At 72.0% G+C, this 23,800-nt stretch carries 21 protein-coding genes; 10 read left to right on the top strand and 11 right to left on the bottom strand.

All coding sequences use genetic code 11. The annotated features are described in order from the left end of the window. Positions 1–5 precede the first annotated feature (5 nt). The 10 genes from CRP50_RS03475 to CRP50_RS03430 are packed head-to-tail and all read right to left on the bottom strand — an operon-like array spanning position 6 to position 11,762. Complete coding sequence (locus tag CRP50_RS03475) at positions 6–722, bottom strand: GNAT family N-acetyltransferase (RefSeq protein WP_097277567.1); 717 nt, start codon at positions 720–722, stop codon at positions 6–8. Then, entirely contained in the window at positions 719–2,611 is a 1,893-nt protein-coding gene (locus CRP50_RS03470) for an asparagine synthetase B family protein (RefSeq protein WP_097277566.1), read from the bottom strand. The genes CRP50_RS03475 and CRP50_RS03470 overlap by 4 nt, the downstream gene beginning before the upstream one ends. Beyond that, positions 2,608–3,483: a hydrolase 1, exosortase A system-associated gene (locus CRP50_RS03465; RefSeq protein WP_217991975.1), complete on the bottom strand. Its 876-nt coding sequence runs from the start codon at positions 3,481–3,483 to the stop codon at positions 2,608–2,610. The genes CRP50_RS03470 and CRP50_RS03465 overlap by 4 nt, the downstream gene beginning before the upstream one ends. Beyond that, the gene (locus CRP50_RS03460; protein WP_097277565.1) at positions 3,480–4,340 is read right to left on the bottom strand and encodes a hydrolase 2, exosortase A system-associated; all 861 of its coding nucleotides are present in this window, start codon (positions 4,338–4,340) and stop codon (positions 3,480–3,482) included. Before CRP50_RS03460 ends, CRP50_RS03465 begins: the two co-directional genes overlap by 4 nt. Before the next feature lie 3 nt (positions 4,341–4,343). Further along, positions 4,344–4,604 carry an acyl carrier protein gene (locus tag CRP50_RS03455; RefSeq protein WP_097277564.1) on the bottom strand — a complete coding sequence of 87 codons (261 nt, stop codon included), beginning with the start codon at positions 4,602–4,604 and terminating at the stop codon, positions 4,344–4,346. 37 nt (positions 4,605–4,641) lie between these two features. Then, complete coding sequence (locus tag CRP50_RS03450; RefSeq protein ID WP_097277563.1) at positions 4,642–5,439, bottom strand: S1 family peptidase; 798 nt, start codon at positions 5,437–5,439, stop codon at positions 4,642–4,644. Beyond that, positions 5,436–7,355, bottom strand: coding sequence for an XrtA/PEP-CTERM system amidotransferase (locus CRP50_RS03445; RefSeq protein ID WP_097277562.1), 1,920 nt, complete (start codon positions 7,353–7,355; stop codon positions 5,436–5,438). Before CRP50_RS03445 ends, CRP50_RS03450 begins: the two co-directional genes overlap by 4 nt. Positions 7,356–7,373: 18 nt before the next feature. Then, positions 7,374–8,969 carry an exosortase A gene (gene xrtA, locus CRP50_RS03440; RefSeq protein ID WP_245913361.1) on the bottom strand — a complete coding sequence of 532 codons (1,596 nt, stop codon included), beginning with the start codon at positions 8,967–8,969 and terminating at the stop codon, positions 7,374–7,376. A gap of 37 nt (positions 8,970–9,006) precedes the next feature. Further along, on the bottom strand, positions 9,007–10,017 hold the full coding sequence (locus tag CRP50_RS03435; protein WP_097277560.1) for an XrtA-associated tyrosine autokinase: 1,011 nt from the start codon (positions 10,015–10,017) through the stop codon (positions 9,007–9,009). Between the two features lie 44 nt (positions 10,018–10,061). Further along, positions 10,062–11,762: an XrtA system polysaccharide chain length determinant gene (locus CRP50_RS03430; RefSeq protein WP_176525006.1), complete on the bottom strand. Its 1,701-nt coding sequence runs from the start codon at positions 11,760–11,762 to the stop codon at positions 10,062–10,064. A gap of 268 nt (positions 11,763–12,030) precedes the next feature. Between CRP50_RS03430 and CRP50_RS03425 the strand changes: the two genes are divergently transcribed. From CRP50_RS03425 to CRP50_RS03380, 10 genes are all read left to right on the top strand, one after another. Beyond that, positions 12,031–12,648 carry an XrtA/PEP-CTERM system exopolysaccharide export protein gene (locus tag CRP50_RS03425; RefSeq protein ID WP_097277558.1) on the top strand — a complete coding sequence of 206 codons (618 nt, stop codon included), beginning with the start codon at positions 12,031–12,033 and terminating at the stop codon, positions 12,646–12,648. A gap of 96 nt (positions 12,649–12,744) precedes the next feature. Then, positions 12,745–14,361, top strand: coding sequence for a TIGR03016 family PEP-CTERM system-associated outer membrane protein (locus CRP50_RS03420; RefSeq protein WP_176525005.1), 1,617 nt, complete (start codon positions 12,745–12,747; stop codon positions 14,359–14,361). Between the two features lie 63 nt (positions 14,362–14,424). Continuing rightward, positions 14,425–15,486: an XrtA/PEP-CTERM system-associated ATPase gene (locus tag CRP50_RS03415; protein WP_097277556.1), complete on the top strand. Its 1,062-nt coding sequence runs from the start codon at positions 14,425–14,427 to the stop codon at positions 15,484–15,486. Next, positions 15,483–16,364, top strand: coding sequence for an XrtA system polysaccharide deacetylase (locus CRP50_RS03410; protein WP_097277555.1), 882 nt, complete (start codon positions 15,483–15,485; stop codon positions 16,362–16,364). The genes CRP50_RS03415 and CRP50_RS03410 overlap by 4 nt, the downstream gene beginning before the upstream one ends. A 31-nt stretch (positions 16,365–16,395) precedes the next feature. Then, positions 16,396–17,439, top strand: a complete 1,044-nt coding sequence (locus CRP50_RS03405) for a FemAB family XrtA/PEP-CTERM system-associated protein (protein WP_097277554.1) — start codon at positions 16,396–16,398, stop codon at positions 17,437–17,439. A gap of 4 nt (positions 17,440–17,443) precedes the next feature. After that, positions 17,444–19,051 (top strand): FAD-binding oxidoreductase, encoded by a 1,608-nt coding sequence (locus CRP50_RS03400; protein WP_097277553.1) that lies wholly within the window; start codon positions 17,444–17,446, stop codon positions 19,049–19,051. Between the two features lie 144 nt (positions 19,052–19,195). Then, positions 19,196–19,999, top strand: a complete 804-nt coding sequence (locus CRP50_RS03395; protein ID WP_097277552.1) for a hypothetical protein — start codon at positions 19,196–19,198, stop codon at positions 19,997–19,999. A gap of 10 nt (positions 20,000–20,009) precedes the next feature. Beyond that, complete coding sequence (locus CRP50_RS03390; RefSeq protein ID WP_176525004.1) at positions 20,010–20,300, top strand: HPr-rel-A system PqqD family peptide chaperone; 291 nt, start codon at positions 20,010–20,012, stop codon at positions 20,298–20,300. Then, the gene (locus tag CRP50_RS03385; RefSeq protein ID WP_141415057.1) at positions 20,264–21,235 is read left to right on the top strand and encodes an HprK-related kinase A; all 972 of its coding nucleotides are present in this window, start codon (positions 20,264–20,266) and stop codon (positions 21,233–21,235) included. Before CRP50_RS03390 ends, CRP50_RS03385 begins: the two co-directional genes overlap by 37 nt. Continuing rightward, on the top strand, positions 21,232–22,338 hold the full coding sequence (locus CRP50_RS03380; protein WP_097277549.1) for a nucleotidyltransferase family protein: 1,107 nt from the start codon (positions 21,232–21,234) through the stop codon (positions 22,336–22,338). Before CRP50_RS03385 ends, CRP50_RS03380 begins: the two co-directional genes overlap by 4 nt. A gap of 102 nt (positions 22,339–22,440) precedes the next feature. On the opposite strand, the gene CRP50_RS03375 is transcribed toward CRP50_RS03380, so the two are convergent. Beyond that, positions 22,441–23,121, bottom strand: coding sequence for a LuxR C-terminal-related transcriptional regulator (locus CRP50_RS03375; protein WP_097277548.1), 681 nt, complete (start codon positions 23,119–23,121; stop codon positions 22,441–22,443). Between the last annotated feature and the right edge of the window lie 679 nt (positions 23,122–23,800).

The raw sequence follows: 23,800 nt of genomic DNA, 5'->3' as shown, positions 1-23,800 counted from the left end.
CAGGGTCAGGCGTCCGTCGCCACCGGGATCACCAGGTCGGGGCGGCGGCGCAGGGTGAGGGACAGGCATGGCCGGAAGGTGGAGGTCATGAGTTGCAGCGGCCCGAGGCTGACATAGGTCGCGCTGCCCACCACCCGCGCGCCCAGCGAGCCGTGCGACCGCAAGGACCCGGCGTTGAAGGCCGAGATGCGGCTCGCCGACCAGCGCACGCCGCGCGCCCGCAGGAAAGCGTTGGCGGTGTCCCACAGGCGGGCGAAGGCAAAGCCGCTGCGGTGGTCGGGGTGGACCCAGACGTCGAAATCCCACGACGCCAGCGCCGCCGGCGCGCGCACGAAGCGGCAGCGCACCTCGTCCTCGTCGTAGGGGCCGAGCACCAGCCAGACGCAGCCGACGATGGCGCCTTCCTTGAAGGCGCCGAAGCACACCGCGCCCTGCCCGAAACGGTAGTCGAGCACGGGTTGCGTCAGCGGCAGATCGAGCAGCGCCGGCTCCCCCGGCTCCACCACCCGCACCTCGATGGCGCGGCCACGGTGGGGCTTCAGCAGCGGCGCCTCCGGCACCGGTTGCAGCACGAACAGATAGCGCCGCACCCCCACCGGCAGGCGCAGGCGACGCGCCGCCGTATTGGTCCAGTAGAGCGCCGCATTGCCGCCGCCCAGCTCGTCGAGCGTCGCCCGCAGTCGCTGTGCCAGGCTCGGCCGGGGTGAGACGGCGGTGGTCATTCCGCCGCCCCCAGGGCCGGCTGCGGCCGGCGGCCCGGCGGATGGCGGCGGCTAACGAGCCAGCGCCCCACCGTCACCAGATCCCAGGCGAGCGGCACCGCGGCGCGGTCGCCGGCTCGCAGGGCGCGGATCTGGCCGTCGAGAAAGCCGGCGTCGAACAGCCCGGCGCCCTTGAGGTCGGCGAGCGTGTCGCAAGCCATGGCGCGCAGCGGCGCGTGGGCCGTCAGCATGTCCAGGTAGGGCAGTCCGAAGCCGTGCTTTTGCTTGGCGAGGATGGCGTCGGGCAGGAAGCCGCGGAAGGCGTCCTTGTAGAAGGCGCGCAGCCGGCCGCCGCGACACAGCAGGTCCGGCGGCACGCGGCCAGAGAAGTCGGCGACGTCGTCGTCGAGCATGGGGTAGCGCACCCGCACGCCCGCCAGCTCGCACATGCGGCTCACCTTGCGCAGGTCGCTGTCGGCGAGCGTCAGGCGCAGGTCGAGCCACAGGTGGCGGTGCAGCGGGTGATCGGACCCGGCGTCGTCCCAGATGGCCTGCACCAGCCGCTCCGGCGCCTTCGGATCGACCGCCGCCACCACCTCGCGCGCCAGGATGCCGGCCGCCGGCTGGTCGCGGAACACCGTGTCTCCGGTCACCCGCACGGGCGTCGGCAGGCGCGCCTTGCGGACGTAGCGCGCCACCTTGCGCAGCGGCATGATCCGGCTGTCGGGCGACAGGCGGAGGGCGGCCGGCTCGATCACCGCCCGCCGCAAGGCCGCCGGGATGCGGCCGTAGTGCTGGAACACGGCGTCGGACAGGTAGCGCGCATTGCCGGCGAACAGCTCGTCGCCGCCGTCGCCGGCCAGCATCAGCTCCACCCCCGTCTCCCGCGCCCGCCGCGCGCAGAGGTACGCCGGCACGGCGGAGGAATTGCCGAAGGGTTCGTCGTAGGCGGTGGCGATGGCCTCGAAGGCGGCTTCCACCTCGGCCGGGGTGACGGTGACGATGTCGTGGTCCATGCGGAAGTGCGAGGCGGCGAGCCGGGCATAGGGGCTCTCGTCCCACCGCTGGTCCTCGAAGGCCACGGTGACGGCGCGGGCCGGGTGGTCCACCGCCTGGGCGAACAAGCCGGCGACCGTGCTGGAATCGAGCCCGCCGCTGAGGAAGGCGGCCACCTGGTGGGTGTCCTCGCCGTCGATGCAGCGGCGCACGGCGGTGTCGAGGTGGCGGCGCAGGTCCTTCTGAAGACCCGCCTCCCCCGCCGTGCGGTCGGGGTCGTAGGCGACGCGGCCCCAGCGGCGGCGGGTGACACGGCCCGCTTCGGCCAGCAGGCACTCCCCGGGCACCAGCTTGCCGATGCCCTGCCAGATGGTTTCCGGCGCCGGCACCCGGTCGACGAAGTAGAAGTAGTCGTAGAGCGCCTGCGCACTCAGCGACGTCTCCACCGCCGGATGCGCCCGCACGGCGTCGGCGGTGGAGCCGAACACCACGCCGCCGCGCACCTCGGCCCAGCACAGGCCGTGGACGCCGAAGCGGTCGACCGCGACCAGCAGGCGCTTGCGGGCCGGCTCCAGCACCGCCACCGCCACCTCGCCGGCCAGATGGTCGAGAAGGTCCGGCCCGTGCCGCCGCCACGCCTCCAGCAGGGCGGCGCCGGGACCGTTGCTGCGGGCGACCGCGGCAAGCGCGGCGTCGGTCCAGCGCGGGTAGCCGTCCCATGCCGCCAGCACGCCGCGCGCCTCGACGAAGCCGCCGGCCCCGCGGGCGGTGCGGGCGCCGAGCGCCGCCGGCGGCAGGCCCACGGCCGCCGTCGAGCCGTGCGGCGGTGCCGGCAGGGCCTCGGCCATGGCATGCACGATGCCACTCGGGTCGGGGCCGGTCTCGACGCCCAGCCAGCCGCACAGACCGCTCATGCGCTCCTCCCCACGCCGCGCACCCAGTCGAGGGTCCAGGCGTGGACCTGCTCGCGCCAGGCGGGGCTGCTGTAGGTGTGGTTGGCCTCGGGCAGCCGGCGCAGCACCAGCCGCCCCGCAGCCACCGCCCGCTTGAGCGGCGGCCGCGACAGCACCGCGTCCTCGAACTCGCGCGCCGTCAGGTCGCGGCCCGAGAGGATCAGGCACGCCGGCACGTCGAGCCCGGCCAGCGCCGCCGCCAGACGGTCCGGCAGCGGCGCATCGCCCGCGGCCTCGGGCGTCGCCTCGCTGCGCCGGAACCGGGCCACCAGAGAGGCCGCCACGCCCCGCACAGCGCCGCCTATGTCGACGCCGCCGCGCAGCAGCTTCTTCCAGAACTCGGCAGAGGTCAGGCGGCGGCCGTACCAGTGGCGCACCTGTGTTTCGGCCAGCGTGCGGTCGCTGCGCGCCCAGGGGTTCAGCAGGACCGTGCCGGCGATGCGTGCATCGCGCCGCTCCGCCTGATGGAAAGCGATGGCGGTGGCGCCGTCGCAAAGGCCCCACAGCACCACCTCCCGCACCGCCGGCAGGTGGGCGCAGAGGGCGTCGACGGCGGCGGCGATGTCCTCGCCGCAGTCCTCGAAGCCGCGGAAGGTGCCGGTGCTGTCGCCCATGCCGCGGTAGTCGAAGCGCAAGGTCGGCACCCCCGCCTCGGCCAGAGCGCGGGCGAGCATCACGTACTGCCGGTGGGCGCCGGCGCGGTACTGCGGACCGCCGACGACGATCACCACCGCCCGCTCGGCGGCGAGGCCGGGGTGGTGCAGCACGCCGACCAGGGTGTCGCCGGCGCAGGGCAAGGTGATCGCGTCCTCGCGCGGGGTTTCCAGCATCATCCGGGATACTCCTGCGGCGCCGGCACGACGGGGGCGAAGGCGGGCCGCGGCGCCGTCAGGGCCGCCACCGTCGCCGTCACCAGGTCGGGCGCGAGCGTCGTCTCCTCGATGGTCCAGAACGGCTGGCCGGGCACGTGGCGCAGCGTCGCGTCGATGCGCTGGCGCAGCCACCCGTCCACCAGCGCCCCCACCGCCGGCGGCGCCGGGGCGTGCGGATCGGCCGAGACCTGCAGCAGGTCGATGGTGCCGCGATACCCGCCGCCCATGTCCTTGAGCGCGATGGCCTCCAGCGCCCCGCCGAGCGCCGGGGTCAGCGGGTAGCCGCCGACCTCCACCGTCTCGCCGCCGGCCAGGCGCCGGCGCAGGTCCTTCACCGTCTCCGCCGGTCCCTCGCCGAGCGCCGCCGCCACCCGCACCCGCAGGAGCTGGGTGAGGTAGAGGTCGCCGCGCGTCACCGGCTGCCACAGCAGGGCATGGGGCAACTGTGCCTCCGTCGCCAGGTCGAGCGCCAGCACGGCCCCGGTGCGCAGGCCGCCGGCGGCGCGCGGGCTGAGGCCCTCCTGGCGCAGCCACTCCAGCCCGGCGCGGGCGTCGGCGCGCCAGCCGTCCCAGGTGGCGGCGGCGAGGTCGCCGGCGCTGTCGCCGGTGCCGGAGGGGTCGAGCACCAGCAGCGCCCCGCCCGCCTCCGCCAGGGCGCGGCCGAGTTCCGTCGCCATGCGGCGAGAGCGGTTCATCTCCTCGCCGAAGGGCGGCAGCCACAGCACCGACCACGCCGGCCGGGCGCAGCCGTGCAGCACGGCGAACAGCCGGCCGGCGGGACCGTCGAGGAACAGGGGGCGGGGGACCCAGCCGGTCATGGCTCAGGCCGCCTGCCGCAGCTTCTCGTCCACCAGATCGCACAGGGTGCCGACGGTGCGGAACACCTCCACCGACAGGTCGTCGTCCTCGATGATGATGTCGAAGCGGTCCTCGAGCCCGGCGATGACGGTCGCCACCGCCATGCTGTCGAACTCGGGCAGGCTGCCGAGCAGCGGCGTCTCCGCGGTCAGGCCGTCGGCGCGCGGGCCGAGCTGCAGGACTTCGCCGAGCAGGCCTTTGATGCGGGTCAGGGTATCGGTCATGGCGTGCAGTCTCCTGGGGACGGATGGGGCGGATCGATCAGTCGGGGATGGGCTCGCACTCGCCCGCCCGCGCCCGGGCGAGCAGCGGCTGGAGGCGGGCGACCGGGATGGCGTAGGTGATGCCGCTCGGATCGGTGAGGGCGCTTTCCTTGGTGCTCTTCACGTAGACGCTGTTGAGGATGCCGACGACGCGCCCGCCCGCGGTCTCGTACAGCGGGCTGCCGCTGTTGCCGGGATAGGCCGTGGCGTCCAGCTGGTAGATGTCGAAGTTGTCGCGCAGGCGGGCGACGGTGCGGGCATCCAGCGTTCCGGCCTCGGCGGCCGGCACGGCGGCGGGCGACACGGCCGAGACCATGCCGCGGTGGGTCACCGGGACCAGGCCGATGGAGCCGGTGAGCGGGAAGCCGGTGAAGGCGACCGGCATGCCCGGCGCGACGGGCAGCTCGGGTGCCAGCGTCAGGGCAGCCGGAATGCGGTTGGCCTTGGCGAGGCGCAGGACGAGCAGATCGCGGCCCTCGTCGCGGCACTCGGCGACGGGGAACAGCAGTTCCACCATCTTGCCCTTGCCGAGCACCACCGCCAGCTTCTCGCGCGCCGCCAGATCGTCGAGGCGCGGCAGCACGTGGGCATTGGTGACCACCAGCCGGCCGTCGTCGACGGCGAAGCCGGTGCCGCGCAGGGCAATGGGCGGGCTGCGGAATTCCTCGTAGGTGCCGAGCGCCACCACCGCCGGTGCCACCTGCGCGATCAGCGACCGCAGATCGCCGGCATCGGGCGCGGCGGCGGCTGGTGTCGTCGCCAGCAGCGGCGGCAGCAGGGCGGCGGCCAGTCTCATGCCGGCACCGCCAGGGGCTGCGCCGGCTCGTCCAGGCGCAGGCCCTCGGACCGCCGCAGGAAGGCTTCGAACATGAGCACGCTCCAAAGGGCCGGCGCATGGTCGGCCGTTCCCGCCGCATGCTCGTCGGCGAGGCGGGCGAGGAAGGCCTGGTCGAACAGGCCGCAGTCGGCCAGCACCGGCCCGGTCACCGCCGCCTTGACGCGCTCCCGCAAGGGGCCGCGGAACCACGCCGCCAGCGGCACGGCGAAGCCCATCTTGCGGCGATACAGCACGTCGTGCGGCACCAGCGGCTCCAGCGCCTTCTTGAACACCGCCTTGCCCTCGCGCCCCGAGAGCTTCAGGTCCGGCGGCAGCGAGCAGGCCCATTCGAGGAAGGGGTGGTCGAGCAGCGGCACCCGCACCTCCAGCGCCACGGCCATGGAGGTGCGGTCGACCTTGGTGAGGATGTCGCCGGCCAGATAGGTCTTCAGGTCGGCGTACTGGATGCGGCCGATGGTGTCGTCGGCCGGTGCGGCCTCGATGTGCCGGCGCAGCACGTCGCTGGCGTGATGGCCACCGAGGCGCGCCCGCATGCTCGGACTGAACAGCCGCCGCCGCAGGCCGTCGGGCAGGACGCAGACGGTGTGGAAATAGCTCTCGCCGGTGTCGCGGGCGAGCGCCTGCAGGGTCTGGCGGGCGCGCGGCTCCGGGCACAACGACCCGAGCGTGCCGAACACCGGCCGCCGCAGGCCGCGCGGCAGCAGCCCGCGCAGGCGTTCCTCGTCGGCCAGCCAGCGGTAGCGGGTGTAGCCGGCGAAGGCCTCGTCGCCGCCGTCGCCCGAGAGCGCCACGGTGACGGTCTCCCGCGCCAGCTGGCAGACGCGGTAGGTGGGAAGGGCGGAACTGTCGGCGAAGGGCTCGTCGTACATGGCGGCCAGCGCGTCGATCAGGTCGAAGTCGTCGGCCTCCACCCGTTTGGTGCGGTGGCGTGTTCCATAGCGCTCGGCGACCCTTCCGGCGTAGACGGTTTCGTCGTAGTCCGTCTGGCCGAAGCCGATGGAGCAGGTGTCCACGGGGTCGGGCGACTGGCGCGCCATCATGGCGACCACGCCGCTGGAATCGACGCCCCCCGACAGGAAGGCCCCGAGCGGCACCTCGGCAACCATACGAATGCGTACGGCCTCCGCCAGGCGGGCGCGCAGTTCCTCCGCCGCGTCGTCCATATCGCGCGGGCCGTCCTGGGTGAAGCGGATGTCCCAGTAGCGCCGCGGCCGCAACACGCCGCGGCCTTCGCCGCGCCGCACCAGCAGCGTGTGGCCGGGTTCCAGCTTGCGGACGGCGGCGTAGACGGTGCGCGGATCGGGCACGTAGCCGTAGGCGAAGTAGTCCTCCACCGCCGCCGGGTCGATCGCGCGCGACACCTGCGGGTGGCGCAGCAGGCTCTTCAGCTCCGACCCGAAGACGAGCCCGCCGCCGGGCAGTTCGGCGTAGTGCAGCGGCTTGATGCCGAGGCGGTCGCGGGCGAGGAACAGGCTCTGGCGGGTGCCGTCCCACAGGGCGAAGGCGAACATGCCGCGGAAGCGGGTGACGCAGTCCTCGCCCCATTCCTCCCAGGCGTGGACGATGGCTTCGGTGTCGCAGTGGGTGCGGAAGACGTGGCCGCGCGCCTTCAGCTCGTCGAACAGGTCCGCGAAGTTGTAGATCTCGCCGTTGTAGACCACCACCACCGAGCCGTCCTCGTTGAACAGCGGCTGCGCGCCGCCGCCGACGTCGATGATGGACAGCCGCCGGTGACCCAGCCCGACGCCGTCCTCGGCGTACAGGCCGCCGCCGTCGGGGCCGCGGTGATGCTGCGTCTCGTTCATGGCATGCAGCAGGGCGCGGTCGACCGGCCGGTCGGCGGTGGGATGATAGAGTCCGACGATGCCGCACATGCGGGCGCTCTCCTTCGGTCAGGGACGGGCGGCCAGGGCCGGCAGGCCCTCGGCGGCGTCGGCGAGGCGGCGGGACAGGTCCTGCTGGCCGACCACGAAGGCGCGCAGGGCGCCCAGCGTCGCCGGTTCCTCCAGCGGGTCGGCGTATTCGGCGGACACGGCCAGCAGGGCACCGGCGTCGGAGCGTCCGAACAGCAGGGCGCGCGCCTGCAGCAGCTTGGCGAGGCGATCGTCGCCGGTGAAGGCGCCGTCGACCCAGTACCAGCTCCACACGACGCGGCGGGCGCCCTCGGGGCCGGTGAGGCGCAGTTCCAGGGCCTCCACCGGCTGGCCGTCGACGGTCAGCGCCACGCGGGCCGAGGACAGCCGCTGCCAGCCCGGCCCGAGCAGGTCGTGCTGGCGGTTGACCACCTCGCGCCCCTGCTCCTGGTTGGGGAACCAGGCGGCGATGCGCTCCAGCCGGGCTCCGGGGGCGGCGAAACCCTCGTGCAGGACGCTGGCGGCGCCGGCGAAGGCGGGCTGCCAGGCCCGCGGCGGGGCGTCGTCCCAGCCGGCGGGAACCCCGAGGGCGAGCGGCACGGCGATGCGGCCGCCGGCGGCATGGGCGTCGCGGATGGTGCCGAGGGCGAGCCAGCCCGGCAGCACCGCACCGACGCCGAGCGCCAGCACCACGGCGGCCGCGACCGTTCCCGTGCCGCCGCGGCCGGGGCCGACGAAGTCCGGCAGGGCGGTCGGCGGCGGCTGGCGGAACAGCAGGCCGACGCCGGCCATCAGGGCCATGACCACCGAGAAGAACAGCCAGCCGTAGACCACGTGGTCGACGTCGCGCGCCACCGACGGGCCGACCATGTCGGTCAGCATGACGATGCCGTAGGCGCGCACCCCGTTGGCGATCACCGGCACCACGGCGGAGGCGATCACGAACAGCAGGCGCCGCTTCCAGTCGGCGTAGACCTGCCACGCGAACAGGGTGCCGAAGGCGAGGCAGGCGGTGAGGAAGCGCAGGCCCGAGCAGGCCTCCGCCACCTCGAAGGAGCCGAAGGCGGTCTGCAGCAGCACGCCGTCGCTGAACACCGGCACGCCGCTCAGGCGCAGCAGGCCGACGGTCATCCAGGCCGTCACGTCCTGCAGGTGGACCACCAGGAAATCGCCGAAGGGCACGGCGAACACCAGCCACGCCAGCGGGAAGGCGATCTGCCAGGCGGCGCGCCAGCCGATGACGGCGATCACCAGCCCCCAGATCATGCCGACCAGCGCCGCCTGCTCGACGATCAGCGCCGCCACCGCCGAGCCCAGCGTCCAGAGGAGCGAGGCGACGGCGACGGCCAGCAGGCCGAAGGGGCTCGGCCGCGGCGCCACGCGGGCGAGGGCTGCGCGCCGCTCCCACACCAGCAGCAGCACGACGGGCACCACGAGAAGGCCATGGTTGTAGGACCCGGTGTTCCACCAGGTGGAGACGGTGGCGACGACGGTGCCCGAAAACATGCCGAGCAGCACGACGACGCCGACCGCCACCGCCACCACCGCCGCCGGCCACCCCTGGCCCGCCGCGCCGGAAGGGGCCGTCATGGCGGATACGCCCGCCGCTCCGGCCTGAACGGCCGGCTTGCCCATGGTCACGATGCTGCCTCCTCGACCGGCCCGGGCGGGCTCAGCCGTAATAGTAGTAGCCGTCGTAGACGCCCTTGCTGTGCACGCCGAAGCGGGTGCGCACCTTGTTGAGCACCAGTTGCACGTTCTCGCAGGCGTGCAGCACGTCGAGCGCGCCCTTGACCTCGAGTTCCGTGGTGCGCTCCGCCTCCACGATGAGCAGCACCTGGCCGACGTGCGGGCTGAGCGCCGTGCCTTCGGCGCTGACGAGCGTCGGCGCGCTGTCGAAGATGATGACGCGGTCCTTGTAGCGTTCGGCCATCTCGCGAATGATCGCCGTGGCGCGCTGGCTGGCGAGCAGCTCCGTGCCCATGGGGTGCGGCTTGCCGGCCAGGATGATGGACAGGTTGGGTACGTTGGTGCGCATCAGCACGTCCGGCACCGACAGGCTCGGGTCTTCCAGCAGGTCGGTCAGCCCGCGTTCCGCCGAAATGCCGAGCATGGCGCCGACGTTGGGGCGGCTGAGGTCGGCGTCGACCAGCAGCACGTGCACGTCGCGCTCCTTGGCGATGCTCATGGCGAGGTTGACGGCCGTGAAGCTCTTGCCCTCGCTCGGCAGGGCGCTGGTCACCATGATGAGGTTTTCCTTGCGCACCTGCCCCGGGCGGTAGGTGAAGGCCGCCTGCAGCAGCGGCCGCTTGATCATGCGGAATTCCTCGGCGATGGACGACCGCTCGCCGCGCGGCGTCACCATGCCGCCGGCCTGCAGGCGGTCGAGGTCGATGTCCACCCGGCCGCCGCCGGCGGGGCCGCCGTGGCTGACGGCGTCGGCCGCCGGGCTCGGCCGCGGCGCCGGGCGCGGCGAGTGGTGGTGCGGATGCGGGTGCTGCTGCTGGGGCGGCGGCGGCGCGGCCGGCGCCGGCCGCTCGGCCACGGCGGCTCCGGCCCCCGCCAGTTCGGGCTGCGGCGCATCGCCGCCGAGGCGCTGGGCGGCCCGTTCCACCAGCGAGACGCGCCGCGCCTTGCGGGGGTCGTCGTGGCCGGAGGCGGTGGTGTCGATCACGGATGTCATGCGGACGGATCCCCTGGAACGGGTGGACGGGCCTCTGCGGGCGCTTACTGGATCGTCTCGACCAGCGTCTTCATCTTGCCGGCGACGGTTTCCTTCACGTCGGCCGGCACGGCGTTGGGCAGGCCGACCTGCAGCTCGACGACCATGAGGCCGACGAACACCGCGATCAGCGCGCTGGCGACGCCGCCGAAGGACGACAGCCGCAGCATGCGCTGGGCCGCCGACTCGTGGCGCACCATGGACACGCTGCCGAGCACCGGCAGGCCGACGATCTGCGACAGCCGCGTGGTGGAGACGAAGTTGCTCTGCAGGCTGACCAGCAGCACCGCGATGGCGAGCGCACCGGCCAGGCCGACGACGAACACCACCGACAGCAGCAGCGGGCGCTTGATGCCGGTCGGCAGCACGGGCACCTGCGGCGGATCGATGACGCGGAACTGCACCTTGTCGGCGTTGACCTCGCGGCTTTCCGAGATGTTGGCGGTCTCGCGGCGCTTGAGGAATTCCTCGTAGCCGGCGCGGGCCAGGCTGTAGTCGCGGTTCAGGCGGTCGAGTTGGGCCTGTATCTCCGGCATGCGGTTGACCTCGCCGCGCAGGCGTTCGAGGTCGCCGCGCTTACGCTCGACGGCGCTGCGCAGGGCGGCCACCTGCGACTCGGCGTCGACCAGCGACACCTTGACGCTGTGGTAGATCTGGTTGGGCAGGCGGTTGGCGGCGAGCGGCGCGGCGTCGACCACCGTCACCTCCTCCTCGGCGGCCTCGGCCACCTCGGGCGGCACGTCGCCGGTCGCCATGGCGGCGGGCACCACCGGCGGCCCCGCCACGCCCGGCGGACCGCCCGGAATGCCGCCCGCCTGCGCCATTTCCACATGCAGGCTTTCGAGCAGCGCCTTCACGGCGACGACGTCGGGGTGCTTCGGCGTGTAGCGCATCAGCATGTCGTCGAGGCGCTGCTGCAGTTCGAGGATGCGCACCTCGAGCCCCGTCGGCGGGCCGGCGGTGTTCGCCACCTCCACCCACTGGGGCAGGTCGGCGAGCTGGCGGCGCAGTTCCTCGCTGCGCGCCTCGGCCTCGGCGAGCTGGTTTTCCAGGTCGTCCAGGTCGGTGCGCGTGCGGTTCATGTGGTCGACGAAGGTGGTGTTGCCGGGCAGGTAGCCGAGGTTGTCCTGCTTGAAGGCGTTGAGGCGGGCCTCGGCCTCGCGCATCTGCCGCTCGTAGCGGCGCACCTGGTCGTCGAGGAAGGCGCGGGCGGAGTCGAACTCGCGCCGCGTGGTGCCGGCGTTGCTCTCCATGTAGATGCTGAGCAGCGCCTGCACGACCTTGTAGGCCACCTGCGGGTCACGGTCCTCGTAGGAAATGGTGAAGATGTTCATCTTGTCCGCTTCCAGGGCGATCTTCTCCTGGAGCGTTGTGATGAGCCGCGCCATGTCCTCTTCGCTGCGGGTGCCGAGGTCGAGGTCGGTCATGCGGGCGACGCGCTCGAGGTTGCTGCGGCTGACCAGCGTGCGCTGCATGAGGTCGATCTGCTGCAGCGGGTCGACATCCACCGCGAGGCCCCGCAGCAGCGGCCGCAGCAGGCTTTCGGTGTCGATGTGGACCTTGGACTGGACCCTGTACTGGTCGGGAATGAAGGCGACCGCCGCCCATCCCGCCGCACAGACCAGCCAGGCGACGCCCAGGATCTGCCACCGCCGGCGCCACAACGCCGGGATGTACCACATGAGCTGCGAGAGAGCGTCTTTCATGCGCGTCCCGTCCGATTGAGGGTTCAGGGGGCTCGCGGGCGGCGAGTTGCCCACGGGGACGCGCATTGCCGTGACGCCGACGTAACGGCGCGCCCAGCGCTATGTAAAGCCGGCCGGCACCATTCTGCCAATCCCCCCGGCGGCGTAGTCCGGTCAACACGGAGACTAGGCAATACTTTTAATCTGACAGACTACGTCTTTAGGGGCCGGTTGCGCCCCATGAAATCGTCGTCGATAATGACGCGGAAATTCAAAAGGGAATGGTGCGATGACACGCTTCTCCTCTCTCTTCAAGGCCGCGGCAGCCGCCGTCGTCCTGGCTCTCGGGGCCTGCTCGTCCTATGCGGATGCGCCGGAAGTTCCCGCGGCGAACGAGCGTCCGACCTACGTGATCGGGCCGGGCGACAGCCTGCAGATCTTCGTCTGGCGCAACCCCGATCTTTCGGCCGCAGTGCCGGTGCGGCCCGACGGGCGCATCTCCATCCCGCTGGTGTCGGAACTGGTGGCGGCCGGCAAGACTCCGCCGGAACTGGCGGAAGACATCGAAGGCACCCTCAGTGAATACGTGCAGAGCCCGAGCGTGACCGTGATCGTCACCGGCTTCTCCGGGCCGTTCGACCAGCAGGTGCGCATCGTCGGCGAGGCGACCCAGCCGCAGGCCCTGCCCTACCGCGACCAGATGACCGTGCTCGACGCCATGATCGCCGTCGGCGGCCTGACCGACTACGCCGCCGGCAATCGTGCCGTGCTGGTCCGCGAGCTTCCCGAAGAGGGCCGCAAGCAGTACCGGGTGCGAATCGACGACCTGCTCGAACGGGGCGACATCTCGGCCAACGTGGACCTGCTGCCCGGCGACATAATCATTGTTCCCCAGACCTGGTTCTGACAGTAGAGTGTCTTGGAGCCGAGACACTTTGGGGGTTTCATTTATGGTCGCTCGTCTTTTCGTCGCCTGCCCGGCCCTGCGGTGGGGTGCGTGATCGTGACCCGCTGCCGAAAGACTCCCATCGCCTCGGTCCCAGCCGTTTCGTCCCTCGCCCTCCTCGCCGCCGCGGCCGCCCTGCCGGTGCCTGCCGCGCTGGCGCAAGGGACGGCGACCCCGCCCACCCCGCCCGGGGTCACCGGCCCCGCCGCCGCGGCCGAAGCCGCGCCGGCGGCGGCAGGGCGCGACGCCGTTCAGCGCCCGGTCGACGTGACCGCCACCGCCGCCATCTCGGAAGAGTTCACCGACAATGTCGGCGGCGTCGGCACCACCGGCCGGGGCAACGACGACTCCGACTTCATCACCACCCTGAACGTCGGCGTCGGGGTGACGGTGGACGCCGCGCACACCAAGGCCAACGCCGCCTACCGGCTCGGCTACGACCACTACCTCGACAACGACGACCTCAGCGGCGTGCGCCACAACCTGGCGGGCAACGGCACCTACGAGGCGGTGGAGGACCACCTGTTCCTCGACGCCGCGACCGCGCTCACCCAGCGCAGCGTCGGCCTCGGCCAGGCGACGGCGACCGAACGCACCGCCGCCTCCGGCCAGACCGGCATCTGGACTTTCGCCCTCGGCCCGACGTGGCGCCACCACCTCGGCGACTTCGCCGACGCCAGCCTCGGCTACCGCCTGTCGGGCTCGGCCTTCTTCGAGACCGACGTGGGCGACGCCGGCGACTCGTCGCGGCCGTCGGACAGCATCGGCCACGAGCTGAACGCCGGCCTCGTCAGCGGCGAGCAGTTCGGCCGCCTGCGGTGGGACCTCGCCACCCTGTTCGGCAACTACTACAACGAGGGCGAGCTGCGCGAGGAGCGCCGCACCGTCGACCTCGGCACCGAATACCGCGTCAGCCCGGAACTCGGCATCCTCGTCTCCACCGGCTACGACGACATCCAGTTCTACGAGACCAAGGGCGTGTCGCGGCTCGACGCCGAGGAAGACGACGTCAACGCGCCCTTCCTGACCGCCGGCCTGCGCTTCAACCCGTCGCCCAACCTGGACGCCCAGTTCGAGGTCGGCCGCCGCTACGACGACCCGTACTACACCGGCTCCCTCGGCTGGGACATCACCTCGCGCACCAACCTGACCGCCAGCTACACCATGGACGTGGTGACGCAGCAGCAGGCCCTCATCGAGGCGCAGTGCGCCGATCCATCGGATCCCTTCTGCCTCCCTCTGGAGGAGGATCTGACCAACGATTCTTTCCGCCGCAAGACTCTTTCGGTGAGGTTCACGCACCGGTACGAGCGCACCACCTACGGCCTGTCCGGCTCGTGGGCCGTGCGCGAGTTCAACGGAACCGGAGGCGGCGACGACAGCACCCTGCAGTTTCTTGCGTCCGTTGACCACAACCTGACGCCGACCACCAGCGGCGTCCTGCAAGTCGGCTATACGCTGGGCGACACGGCCACCGGCGGCACCCGCACCACCGGCGTCGGCGGCACCGGCCGCACCGACGAGGTGGATACCCTGCGCGGCACCGTCGGCCTCACCCAGCAAGTGTCGGAAGACCTTTCGGGCTCGCTGTCCTACAGCCACCTGCGGCGCGAGGACGGCTCGGATACCTCCAGCGAGAACTCCATCGTCGCGAGGCTCTCCGCCCAGTTCTGACGGCCCGGCAGCCGACCCGCAGGACACCGGTTCACCGCCCTCGACCTTTGAGAGGTGTCACCGATGTTCGTCGAGCACTACGGCCTCACCGGCCATCCGTTCCAGTTGACTCCGGACCCGAGCTTCTTCTTCGGGTCCACCGTCCACAACCGGGTCAAGAGCTACCTGACCTACGGCATCGCCCAGGGCGAAGGCTTCGTCATCGTCACGGGCGACGTGGGCGCCGGCAAGACCACCCTGGTCGGCCACCTGCTCGACACGCTGGATCCGGCACGGTTCCGCTCGGCGAAGATCGTCACCTCGCAGCTGGGCGCCGACGATACCCTGCGCATGGTCGCCACCGCCTTCGGCGTGCAGTACCCGCGCGACGCCGGCAAGGCGGAGCTTCTCACCATCCTCGGCGACTTCCTGGCGGAGCGGCAGCGCGCCGGCCAGCGCTGCCTGCTGGTGGCCGACGAGTGCCAGAACCTGCCGTTCGAGGCGCTGGAGGAACTGCGCATGCTCTCCAACCTGTCGGTGGAGGGGGCGCCCGCCCTGCAGACCCTGCTGGTCGGCCAGCCGCAGTTCCGCACCACGCTCGCCGGCAGCAACCTGGAACAGCTGCGCCAGCGCGTCATCGCCTCGTGCCACCTCGGCCCCATCGACGCCACCGAGATCGAGGGCTACATCCTCTACCGCATGAAGGCGGTGGGCTGGCAGCGCAATCCCGAGTTCACCGCCGACGTGTTCGACGCCATCCACCGCCACACCGGCGGCGTGCCGCGGCGCGTGAACGTGCTGTGTTCGCGCATCCTGCTGTTCGGCTGCCTGGAGGACCGGACCCTCATCGACGCCCAGGCGGTGGACGAAGTGGCCGAGGACATGGAGGCCGAGGGCGAGTCCGTCCTCGACCGCGAGGGCGCCGCCCGCCGCGCCCTGGTGCCGCGCAACGGCAACGGCCACGGCCACCTCGCGCCGGCGGTCGACGGCGACATCGTCACCCTGCTCGAAGGCCTGGAAGGCCGCCTGAGCGCCCTGGAGGAACGCGCCCGCCGCCACGACCGCGTGTTCCGCCGCACCCTGACCACCCTGTCCGAACACCTGGAGGACTTCATCGACGGCATGCGGCCGCGGACGCCGTCATGACGGGCCGCGTCGTCAACGCCCTGTCGGTGGACGTCGAGGACTGGTTCCAGGTCCAGGCCTTCGCCGACCGCATCGATCGCCGCGACTGGGACGGCCAGGAGCGCCGCGTCGAGGCCAATACCCACCGCCTGCTCGACCGTTTCGCCGAGGCCGGCGTGCGCGCCACCTTCTTCACCCTCGGCTGGGTGGCGGAGCGGGCGCCGCTGCTGGTGCGGCGCATCGTCGGCGAGGGGCACGAGCTGGCGAGCCACGGCCTGGAGCACCGCCTGGTGCGCGAGCAGACGCCGGCCGCCTTCGCCGCCGACCTGCGCCGGTCCAAGGCGATCCTGGAAGACGTCGGCGGCGTCGCGGTGCGCGGCTACCGCGCCGCCACCTTCTCGGTCGGCGCCGACACGCCGTGGGCGTGGGAGGTGCTGGCGGCGGAGGGCTTCGCCTATTCCTCCAGCGTCAACCCCATCCGCCACGACCTCTACGGCATGCCCGACGCGCCGCGCTTCTCCTTCCGCCCGCGCGCCGACCTGCCGGTGGTGGAGGTGCCCATGACGACCGTGCGCATGGGCGGCCGCAACCTGCCGTGCGCCGGCGGCGGATTCTTCCGTCTTCTGCCCTACTCCCTTTTCCGCGCCGGCGTGCGCCGGGTGAACCGCCACGACGGGCGGCCGGCCGTGTTCTACTGCCACCCGTGGGAGGTCGATCCCGGCCAGCCCCGCGTGTCCGGCCTGTCGCGCAAGTCGGCGTTCCGGCACTACCTGAACCTGTCGCGCACCGAAGGACGCCTCGTCCGCCTGCTGCGCGACTTCGCGTGGGACCGCATGGACCGCGCCATCCCGGAATGCGCGGAAGGCCGCGCCGAACCGGAGTGCGCCGCAGCCTCGTGAGTCCCGTCCGCCGCCACGGAGGAGCCTCGCGATGCTGTCGTACACGGTCACGGAGCTGGGCGACGGAACCGCCGCCGCCGAGCGCTGGGACGCGTTCGTGGACGCCTGCCCCGACGCCACCTTCTTCCACCGCGCCGGCTGGAAGACCGTCATCGAGCGCAGCTTCCGCCAGTCGTGCCACTTCCTCATGGCCGAGCGCGGCGGCGCCATCTGCGGCATCCTGCCGCTGGTGCTGGTGAGGAGCCGCCTGTTCGGCACCCGCCTCGTCTCCACCGGCTGGGGCGTGGCGGGCGGCGCGGTGGTGGCCGAGGACGCCGCCGCCGCCGCGCTGGACGCCGCGGCCGATGCGCTCCTGCGCAACACCCGCGCCGCCTACATCGAGATCCGCGACCCCGTGCGGCCGCACGCCACCTGGCCGAAGAAGGACGGCCTCTACGCCACCTTCGACCGCGCCATCGAGGCCGACGAGGACGCCTGCCTGAAGCAGATCCCGCGCAAGCAGCGGGCGGTGGTGCGCAAGGCGCTCACCTCCGCCGACCTCGGCTGGCGGCGGGACGACGACGTCGACCTGTGCTGGAGCCTGTTCGCGCTCGGCATGCGCAACCTCGGCACGCCTGTGTTCGGCCGCGACTACTTCCGGCACCTGAAGGACGTCTTCGGCGACGACTGCGATGTGCTCACGGTGTTCGACCAGGGGCGGCCGGTCAGTTCGGTGCTCAACTTCTATTTCCGCGACCGCGTCATGCCCTTCTACACCGGCGCCGACCCGGTGGCGCGCGGCACCGGCGCCGCCGATCTCATGTACTGGCGGCTCATGCGCGAGGCGGCGGAGCACGGCTATCGGGTGTTCGACTTCGGCCGCAGCAAGACGGGCACCGGCCCCTTCGCCTTCAAGAAGAACTGGGGCTTCGAGCCGCGCCCGGTGCTGCACGAGTTCCGCCTCGCCGACGGCCAGGCCATGCCCGACGTGAACCCCAACAATCCCAAGTACGCCCGCGTCATCGCCGCCTGGAAGCGGCTGCCGCTGCCCGTCGCCAATACCGTCGGCCCGTGGATCGGCCGCCAGGTCGGGTGACGCCATGGACCTCGACGCCTTCGCCGCCGCCGTCACCGAAGCCCTCGGGCCCGACCGGGTGCTGAGCGACGAAGCGGCGCTCGCCGCCTATCGCACCTCGGCCAGCGGCCACAGCCGCACCGTCCCGCTCGCCCTGCGACCGGGTCGGACGGAACATGTGCAGGCGGTGCTGAAGGCCGCAGCCGCCCACGGCGTCCCAGTCTATCCAGTGAGCCGCGGCCGCAACTGGGGCCTCGGCTCCCGCCTGCCGGTGATGGACGGCGGCGTCGTGGTCGACCTGTCGGCCATGGACCGCATCGTCGACATCGACCACACCTTCGGCACCGCCACCCTGGAGCCGGGCGTCACCCAGGGCCAGCTGGCCCGCGCCCTGGCCGAGGCCGCCAGCCCCTTCTTCCTCGACGTCACCGGCTCGGGCGCCGAGACCTCGGTGGTCGGCAACACGCTGGAGCGCGGCGTCGCCTACAACACCACGCGGGCCGACACGCTCATCGCGCTCACCGTCGTGCTGGCCGACGGCACCGTGGTGGAGACCGGCTTCGGCCATTACCCCGGCAGCCGCGTCGGCCGCCTGTTCTCCCACGGCATCGGCCCCGACCTGCGGGAGCTGTTCGTGCAGTCGAACCTCGGCGTCGTCACCCGCGCCACCGTCGCCCTGCTGCGGCGGCCGGAGGCGCTGTCGACGCTCATCCTGTCGGTGCGCGACGAGGACGCCCTGCCCGGCCTGTTCGACGCCCTGCGCGAACTGCGCCAGGAAGGGACGCTGGAAAGCGTCGTCCACGTCGGCAACCGGCGGCGCAGCGAGATCACCCTCACCCCCCTGGTCCAGCGCGAGCTTCCCGGCCTCGGCCTGCCGGCGACGCGGGCGGAGGCCTCGGCCATCGTCGACGGGCAGTTGCGCGGGCCGTGGAGCGCCATCGGCGCCATAATGGGCAGCGTCGGCCACGTGGCGGCGGCCCGCCGGCGGGTGAAGGCGGTGCTCGGCCCCTTCGGGCGGCTGCGCTTCATGACGCCGCGCCTGCGCCGCACCGCCGGATCCGTCGCCGCCGCCCTGCGCATGCGCCGTACCCAGGCCTTCCTGGCCGGGATCGAGCCGCTCATGGGCCTGACCGAGGGCATCCCGACCGACGCCGCCCTGCATTCCACCTGGTGGCCGGCGGGCGGCGACGAGCCGACGCCGCACGACCCCGACACCGGCGAAGGGGGCATCGTCTTCGCCGCGCCCATCGTGCCGCTGGAGGGCGACGCAGTGCGGGCCATGCTGGCGGCGACGGCGGAGGTGGGGGCGGCGCACGGCTTCTCGCCCGCCATCACCCTGAACCTGATGAACGGCCGCACGCTGGAAGGCGTCGTCAGCATCGACTTCCGCCGCACCGATTCGGACGACGTTCGGCGGGCGCACGCCTGCATAAGGGCGCTGAACGCGCGCTACCGCGACGACGGCTTCACGCCCTATCGCATCGACATCGGCAACATGGACCTGATGATCTACCCGGCCGACCCGTTCTGGCAGGTGGTGACGCGCCTCAAGGCGACGCTGGACCCCGCGGGAATCCTCGCGCCCGGCCGCTATGCGCCACTGCCGCAGGCCCGGCACGGTCGAAAGGCGTAACGGCTCTGCCGAGATGCGGCCCCCGCTTCTCCAAGCCTTTAAGCCGGAAGCGTCCTTGGGTGGCGATGCCCGTACCGGTAGCCTTGATCGTACCGACCGAGCCGGCTGCGCCCGGACCTGCAACGACCATCCGATGGGGCGATCATGGACCTGAACGAACAGTCTCCGACCCCCGAGGCGCCGCGCGGCGGAGTCCCCGGTGAACCGCCGGCGGGCGACCGCATGGCGGCCTCGCGCCGCGCCATGCTGCGCGCCGGCATGATCGGCATTCCCGCCGTCACCACCCTGATGGCCCGGCCGGCCTGGGCGCAGGTCGCCTGCTTCTCGGCCGCCACCCAGGTGTCGGTGGAAGCGGCGGGCTTCGCCGGGTCGTCCTACCAGCGGGCGCTGGCGAACGGCACCTGCGAGGAAGGGCCGAGCGCCGCGCGTTGGCTCGAGACCTACAACCTCATGCTCCAGACCGAGCAGATGAAGCTGGCGCAGGCGAGCGAGACCTACGGCCTCACCGCCACGTCGACCACCTTCACCACCGACGACGCCACCGGCCTGCTCGGCACCCGCGCCGGCAAGCCGGGCAAGGGCGGCGGGTCGAAGAAGCCGGTTCCGGAGATCCAGGAACTGACGGTGGCCGCCCTGGCGCTGCAGACCGGCTCGCTGCTCTACACCGCCACCGACGGCACCGTGCTGTTCCTCGGCACCTTCTCGCAGGCCTTCGGCGGCGGCCCGTCGCTGACCCTGGACGAGGTGCTGGGCGGCGGATCCGTCGGCGAGCAGGTCTTCGCCGCCGGCTACCTGAACGCCCTGAACCGCGACACCGGCAATCGGGGCTACATGGACTACCCGCTCAGCACCTCCGACGTGCTGGCCCTCTATGCCGGGGAGCCGGTGGCCGGCAAGCGGTGGAGCTACAGCGAAGCCGTCGCCTACCTGTCGACCACCATGGCCTGAGGCGGACGCCGTGTCCGGCCCGGTGGATCTGGTGGATCGCGGCGAGATCGCCTGGCGCTGCTGGCCCGGCGAGACCGTCGTCTACCAGATGCGCACCGGCGCCGTGCACCACCTGGAGGGCCTGCCGGCCGCCGTCTTTGCCGAACTGGCCGAGGGCGGCGCACGCACCGCCGAGGCCCTGACCGCCTGGCTGGCCGATGCCGCCGACCTGCCGCCGCCGCAGGTCGCCCCCTCCCTCGCCGCCTCCCTGGAGACGCTGTCCCGGTGCCAGCTGATCGTCCCGCCGCCCCCCTCACCGTAGACGCGCTGCCCACCGCCGACCTGCGCGCCCGGCTGCGCGGGCCGGGGGTCCGGCTGGACCTCGGGCCCATGGTGGCGCGGGTGCGCAGCCCGTTGGCCGGTTTCGCTGAGACCTTCCGCCTGCTCTACGGCAACTGGCCGCTGGCCGGCACCGACCAGTTCACCGACGTCACCTGCGACCTGCGCCCGGTCTGGGCGCTGCGCCACGCACCGCACCGCCGCGTGCAGTGCCTGATCGACGGCCAGCCCACCTTCGAGACGCAAGCGCCCGCCTTCGCGCCGCTGCTGTTCGAATGGGCGCTCAACCTGCACCTCGCCAACCACGGCCTCGGGCACAAGATGTTCCACGCCGCCGTGGTGGCGCGCGGCGACGACGCGCTGATCCTCCCCGCCCCCTCCGGCTCGGGCAAGAGCACGCTCGCCGCCGCCCTGGTGGCGACCGGGCGGTGGCGGCTGTTGTCCGACGAGTTCGCCGTGGTCGGCGTGGACGACGGCCTGCTGCACCCCCTGCCCCGGCCGGTGAGCCTGAAGAACGACATGCCGCGCCTGTTGCGCCGGCTCGACCCGCAGGCGCGCTTCGCCGCCACGGTGCCGACGGCGCACAAGGGGCCGGTGACGCTCATGCGGCCGCCGGCGGCCAGTGTGGCGATGCGGCGGCGGCCGGCACGGGCGCGCTGGCTCGTCACCCCGCGCTACACGCCCGGCGGCGACGACACGCTGCGGCCGGACGCCCCGGGCCGTGCCATGATGGGCGTGCTGGAGCAGTGCTTCGAATGGGGCCTGCGCGGCCGCCGCGACTTCGACCTGATCGCCGACCTGGTGGGCGGTTGCGGGTGCTTCACCCTCGCCCACGGCGACCTCGACCGCGCCGTCGCCGCCATCGAGCGCATGGCCGACGCGACCGCCGACACCACCACGGCGGAGGCGGCGGCATGACCGACGTGCGCGCCCTGATCTGCGACCTCATCGCCAAACCCGCCGACACGGTCGGCCGCCTCGGCCTCGGCGAGTGGGAGGCGGTGATCCCGGCGGCGCGGGCGACCCGGCTGCTGGCGCGCATCGCCGTCTGCATCGAGGCGGCAGGCCACTTCGACGCCGTGCCCGCCGGGCCGCGCCGCCACCTCGACGCCGCCCTGCTGGCCGCCGCCCGCCACCGCGCAGACGTGATGACCGAAGTGGAGCGGGTGCTCGACGCCCTCGCCCCCACCGGCGTCGCGCCCATGCTGCTGAAGGGCGCCGCCTATGCCGCTGGCGGCGTGGCGGCGGCCGACGGCCGCCTGTTCGGCGACATCGACCTCATGGTCCCGCGCGAGTCGCTGACCGACGTGGAGCACGTGCTGCGCCGCGCCGGCTGGACCACCGGGCGCGTCGAGCCCTACGATTTCCTCTATTATCACCGCTGGATGCACCAGCTGCCGCCGCTGGTGCACGTGGAGCGGCAGTCGGTGCTCGACGTCCACCACACCCTCGCCGCGCCGGTGTCGCGGCGGACCGTCGACGAAGGTATGGTGCGGGCGGCCGGACGGCGGGTCATGGGCGGCCGGGCGCTGGTGCCCATGCCGGCCGACATGGTGCTGCACAGTGCCGCCCACTTGTTCACCGACACCGAGTTTCCCCACGGGCTGCGCGACCTGTCGGACATGGACCGCCTGATGCGCGGCGAGGGCACGACGCCCTCGTGGTGGGAACTGCTCGCCCTGCGCGCCCGCAACCTCGGCCTCAGTACCGAGCTGGTGATGGCGCTGGTGCACTGCCGGCGGCTGTTCGGCACGCCGGTGCCCGATTACGTGCTGGCGCGCGCCTGCAAGGACGCCGGCCGGCGGCGCGGCACCCTGACCGACCGCCTGTTCGACCACGCCCTGCGCCCCGATCTCGACGGCTGCCGCACCGTCTGGACCGGCACCGCCGCGCGGCTGCTGCACCTGCGCGGCCACCTGCTGCGCATGCCGCCGCGCCTGCTGGTGCCGCACCTCGCCCACAAGGGCCTGCGCGCCGCCGGCACCTGGCTGAAGGCCGAGCCGCCGCACCACGCGGCGTGATCCGTCCCACCACTCGATCGTCCGCCCGCCAAAAGCGAAGGGCACCGGCGCTTCTGCGACGGTGCCCTTCGGCGGTGTAGTGGTCGGCTGTCGACCGCGCAGTTACGCGGTGGCGGCCGCCGCGGCGCCGGTATTGGCGAAGCCGTGGTGCAGTGCCCAGATCGCGGCCTGGGTGCGGTTGGCGGCGTTGATCTTCTTCAGCAGGCTGCGCAGGTGCACCTTCACCGTCGCTTCCGTGATGCTGAGACGGCGGGCGATGACCTTGTTGGGCTCGCCGGCGACCAGCAGATGGAGGATGTCCATCTCACGGGCCGTCAGGTTGTACTGTTCCTGGCTGCCGGGCATCATGACCATGGACTGCGCACCGCCGCGCAGAAGCCGGGCGACCAGATTGGCCGGGTAGACGCGCTCGCCCTCGGCGATCAGCGCCAGCGACTGCAGCAGCACGTTGGGCTTCATGGTCTTGATCAGGAAGCCGTCGATGTCCTGCATCAGGCAGTCGGTCATCAGCATGGGGCACTGCTGCCCCACCAGGGCGACGATGCGCGCATCGGGCACCGCCTCGCGGATGGCCTGGAACTCCTCCGGGACGCTTTCGGCGCCGGCGGGAAGCTCGACGATGACCAGGTCGGGCTTTTCGGCCTGCAGGTGCGGCAGGGCGTCTTCGGCCCGTTCCGCCTCGAAGGCGATCTGGAAACGGCTGTCGCGCAGGATGCTCTTCAGCCCTTCACGGAAAAACGAATTGCTCTCGACGATAACGGTCTTGATCGTGTCTTTTTCCATCGTGACCCCCAAAGTCAGATTAAAGTTATCCCCAAGTCGCGATAGTAGTCCCCTCGTTCCCCGACGAGCGTATGGTAGGGAGATTCTGGCCAAACGGAACAGGCATTCTTGTGTCTTATCTGTGACCCCCTTCCGGGGTACCTCCCATCATAGGGCCACAGTGTTGCCTGTTCCGACGGTGAGGCCGAACCGACCGACCGACGAAAACCCAGAGGACATTCCCACCGCTCGTCCGACCCTGGGTCATCCCAAAGATCGGCAGGGCCGGACTGCGTGCGTCTCGTTCCTTTTGTGAGGGGTGTTGTCCGAAGAGGTTGTTTCCTGCTCCGCACGGGCACACCACCCGGTTGATCGACACACGACGTTGGGAACGCCCCACGCCCCGAAAAGATCCATCCAAAGTGTACGATCGCGAAAAAAGTTATGCCGGAAGGCATATCCGCAGGATGGTCTTTGCCGGACCTCGGCCGGCCCGTCACCACAAGACCCTGTCGTCTTCATGGTCACGGCAGACCGGCATTTCGCCCGGCGTGATACGGGGCAATCGTCACTGCGGTAAAAAATGTATCAGTGCGTCAAAGCCATGAAAACCAGGAAGACGCGGGCCTTCGGGTATTTCTTTTACATATGAGAAGTTTCCGTACGACATTGGACGCGCATCGGCGACATCTTCGGATGC

Origin of the sequence: Caenispirillum bisanense (assembly GCF_900230255.1) — a bacterium.
Lineage (GTDB): Bacteria > Pseudomonadota > Alphaproteobacteria > Rhodospirillales > Rhodospirillaceae > Caenispirillum > Caenispirillum bisanense_A.
The sequence above is the reverse complement of the archived record's forward strand: the minus strand, read 5'-3'. Positions and strand labels throughout refer to the sequence as shown.

What these genes read in the sequence shown, in the direction of transcription:
- CRP50_RS03415 (WP_097277556.1), top strand. Translation starts at nt 14,425, where the DNA reads ATGTTCGTCGAGCACTACGGCCTCACCGGCCATCCGTTCCAGTTGACT.
- CRP50_RS03400 (WP_097277553.1), top strand. Translation starts at nt 17,444, where the DNA reads ATGGACCTCGACGCCTTCGCCGCCGCCGTCACCGAAGCCCTCGGGCCC.
- CRP50_RS03460 (WP_097277565.1), bottom strand. Translation starts at nt 4,340, where the DNA reads ATGACCGGCTGGGTCCCCCGCCCCCTGTTCCTCGACGGTCCCGCCGGC.
- CRP50_RS03395 (WP_097277552.1), top strand. Translation starts at nt 19,196, where the DNA reads ATGGACCTGAACGAACAGTCTCCGACCCCCGAGGCGCCGCGCGGCGGA.
- CRP50_RS03405 (WP_097277554.1), top strand. Translation starts at nt 16,396, where the DNA reads ATGCTGTCGTACACGGTCACGGAGCTGGGCGACGGAACCGCCGCCGCC.
- CRP50_RS03375 (WP_097277548.1), bottom strand. Translation starts at nt 23,121, where the DNA reads ATGGAAAAAGACACGATCAAGACCGTTATCGTCGAGAGCAATTCGTTT.
- CRP50_RS03450 (WP_097277563.1), bottom strand. Translation starts at nt 5,439, where the DNA reads ATGAGACTGGCCGCCGCCCTGCTGCCGCCGCTGCTGGCGACGACACCA.
- CRP50_RS03470 (WP_097277566.1), bottom strand. Translation starts at nt 2,611, where the DNA reads ATGAGCGGTCTGTGCGGCTGGCTGGGCGTCGAGACCGGCCCCGACCCG.
- xrtA (WP_245913361.1), bottom strand. Translation starts at nt 8,969, where the DNA reads ATGGGCAAGCCGGCCGTTCAGGCCGGAGCGGCGGGCGTATCCGCCATG.
- CRP50_RS03425 (WP_097277558.1), top strand. Translation starts at nt 12,031, where the DNA reads ATGACACGCTTCTCCTCTCTCTTCAAGGCCGCGGCAGCCGCCGTCGTC.
- CRP50_RS03430 (WP_176525006.1), bottom strand. Translation starts at nt 11,762, where the DNA reads ATGAAAGACGCTCTCTCGCAGCTCATGTGGTACATCCCGGCGTTGTGG.
- CRP50_RS03465 (WP_217991975.1), bottom strand. Translation starts at nt 3,483, where the DNA reads ATGATGCTGGAAACCCCGCGCGAGGACGCGATCACCTTGCCCTGCGCC.
- CRP50_RS03455 (WP_097277564.1), bottom strand. Translation starts at nt 4,604, where the DNA reads ATGACCGATACCCTGACCCGCATCAAAGGCCTGCTCGGCGAAGTCCTG.
- CRP50_RS03410 (WP_097277555.1), top strand. Translation starts at nt 15,483, where the DNA reads ATGACGGGCCGCGTCGTCAACGCCCTGTCGGTGGACGTCGAGGACTGG.
- CRP50_RS03435 (WP_097277560.1), bottom strand. Translation starts at nt 10,017, where the DNA reads ATGACATCCGTGATCGACACCACCGCCTCCGGCCACGACGACCCCCGC.
- CRP50_RS03445 (WP_097277562.1), bottom strand. Translation starts at nt 7,355, where the DNA reads ATGTGCGGCATCGTCGGACTCTATCATCCCACCGCCGACCGGCCGGTC.
- CRP50_RS03380 (WP_097277549.1), top strand. Translation starts at nt 21,232, where the DNA reads ATGACCGACGTGCGCGCCCTGATCTGCGACCTCATCGCCAAACCCGCC.
- CRP50_RS03475 (WP_097277567.1), bottom strand. Translation starts at nt 722, where the DNA reads ATGACCACCGCCGTCTCACCCCGGCCGAGCCTGGCACAGCGACTGCGG.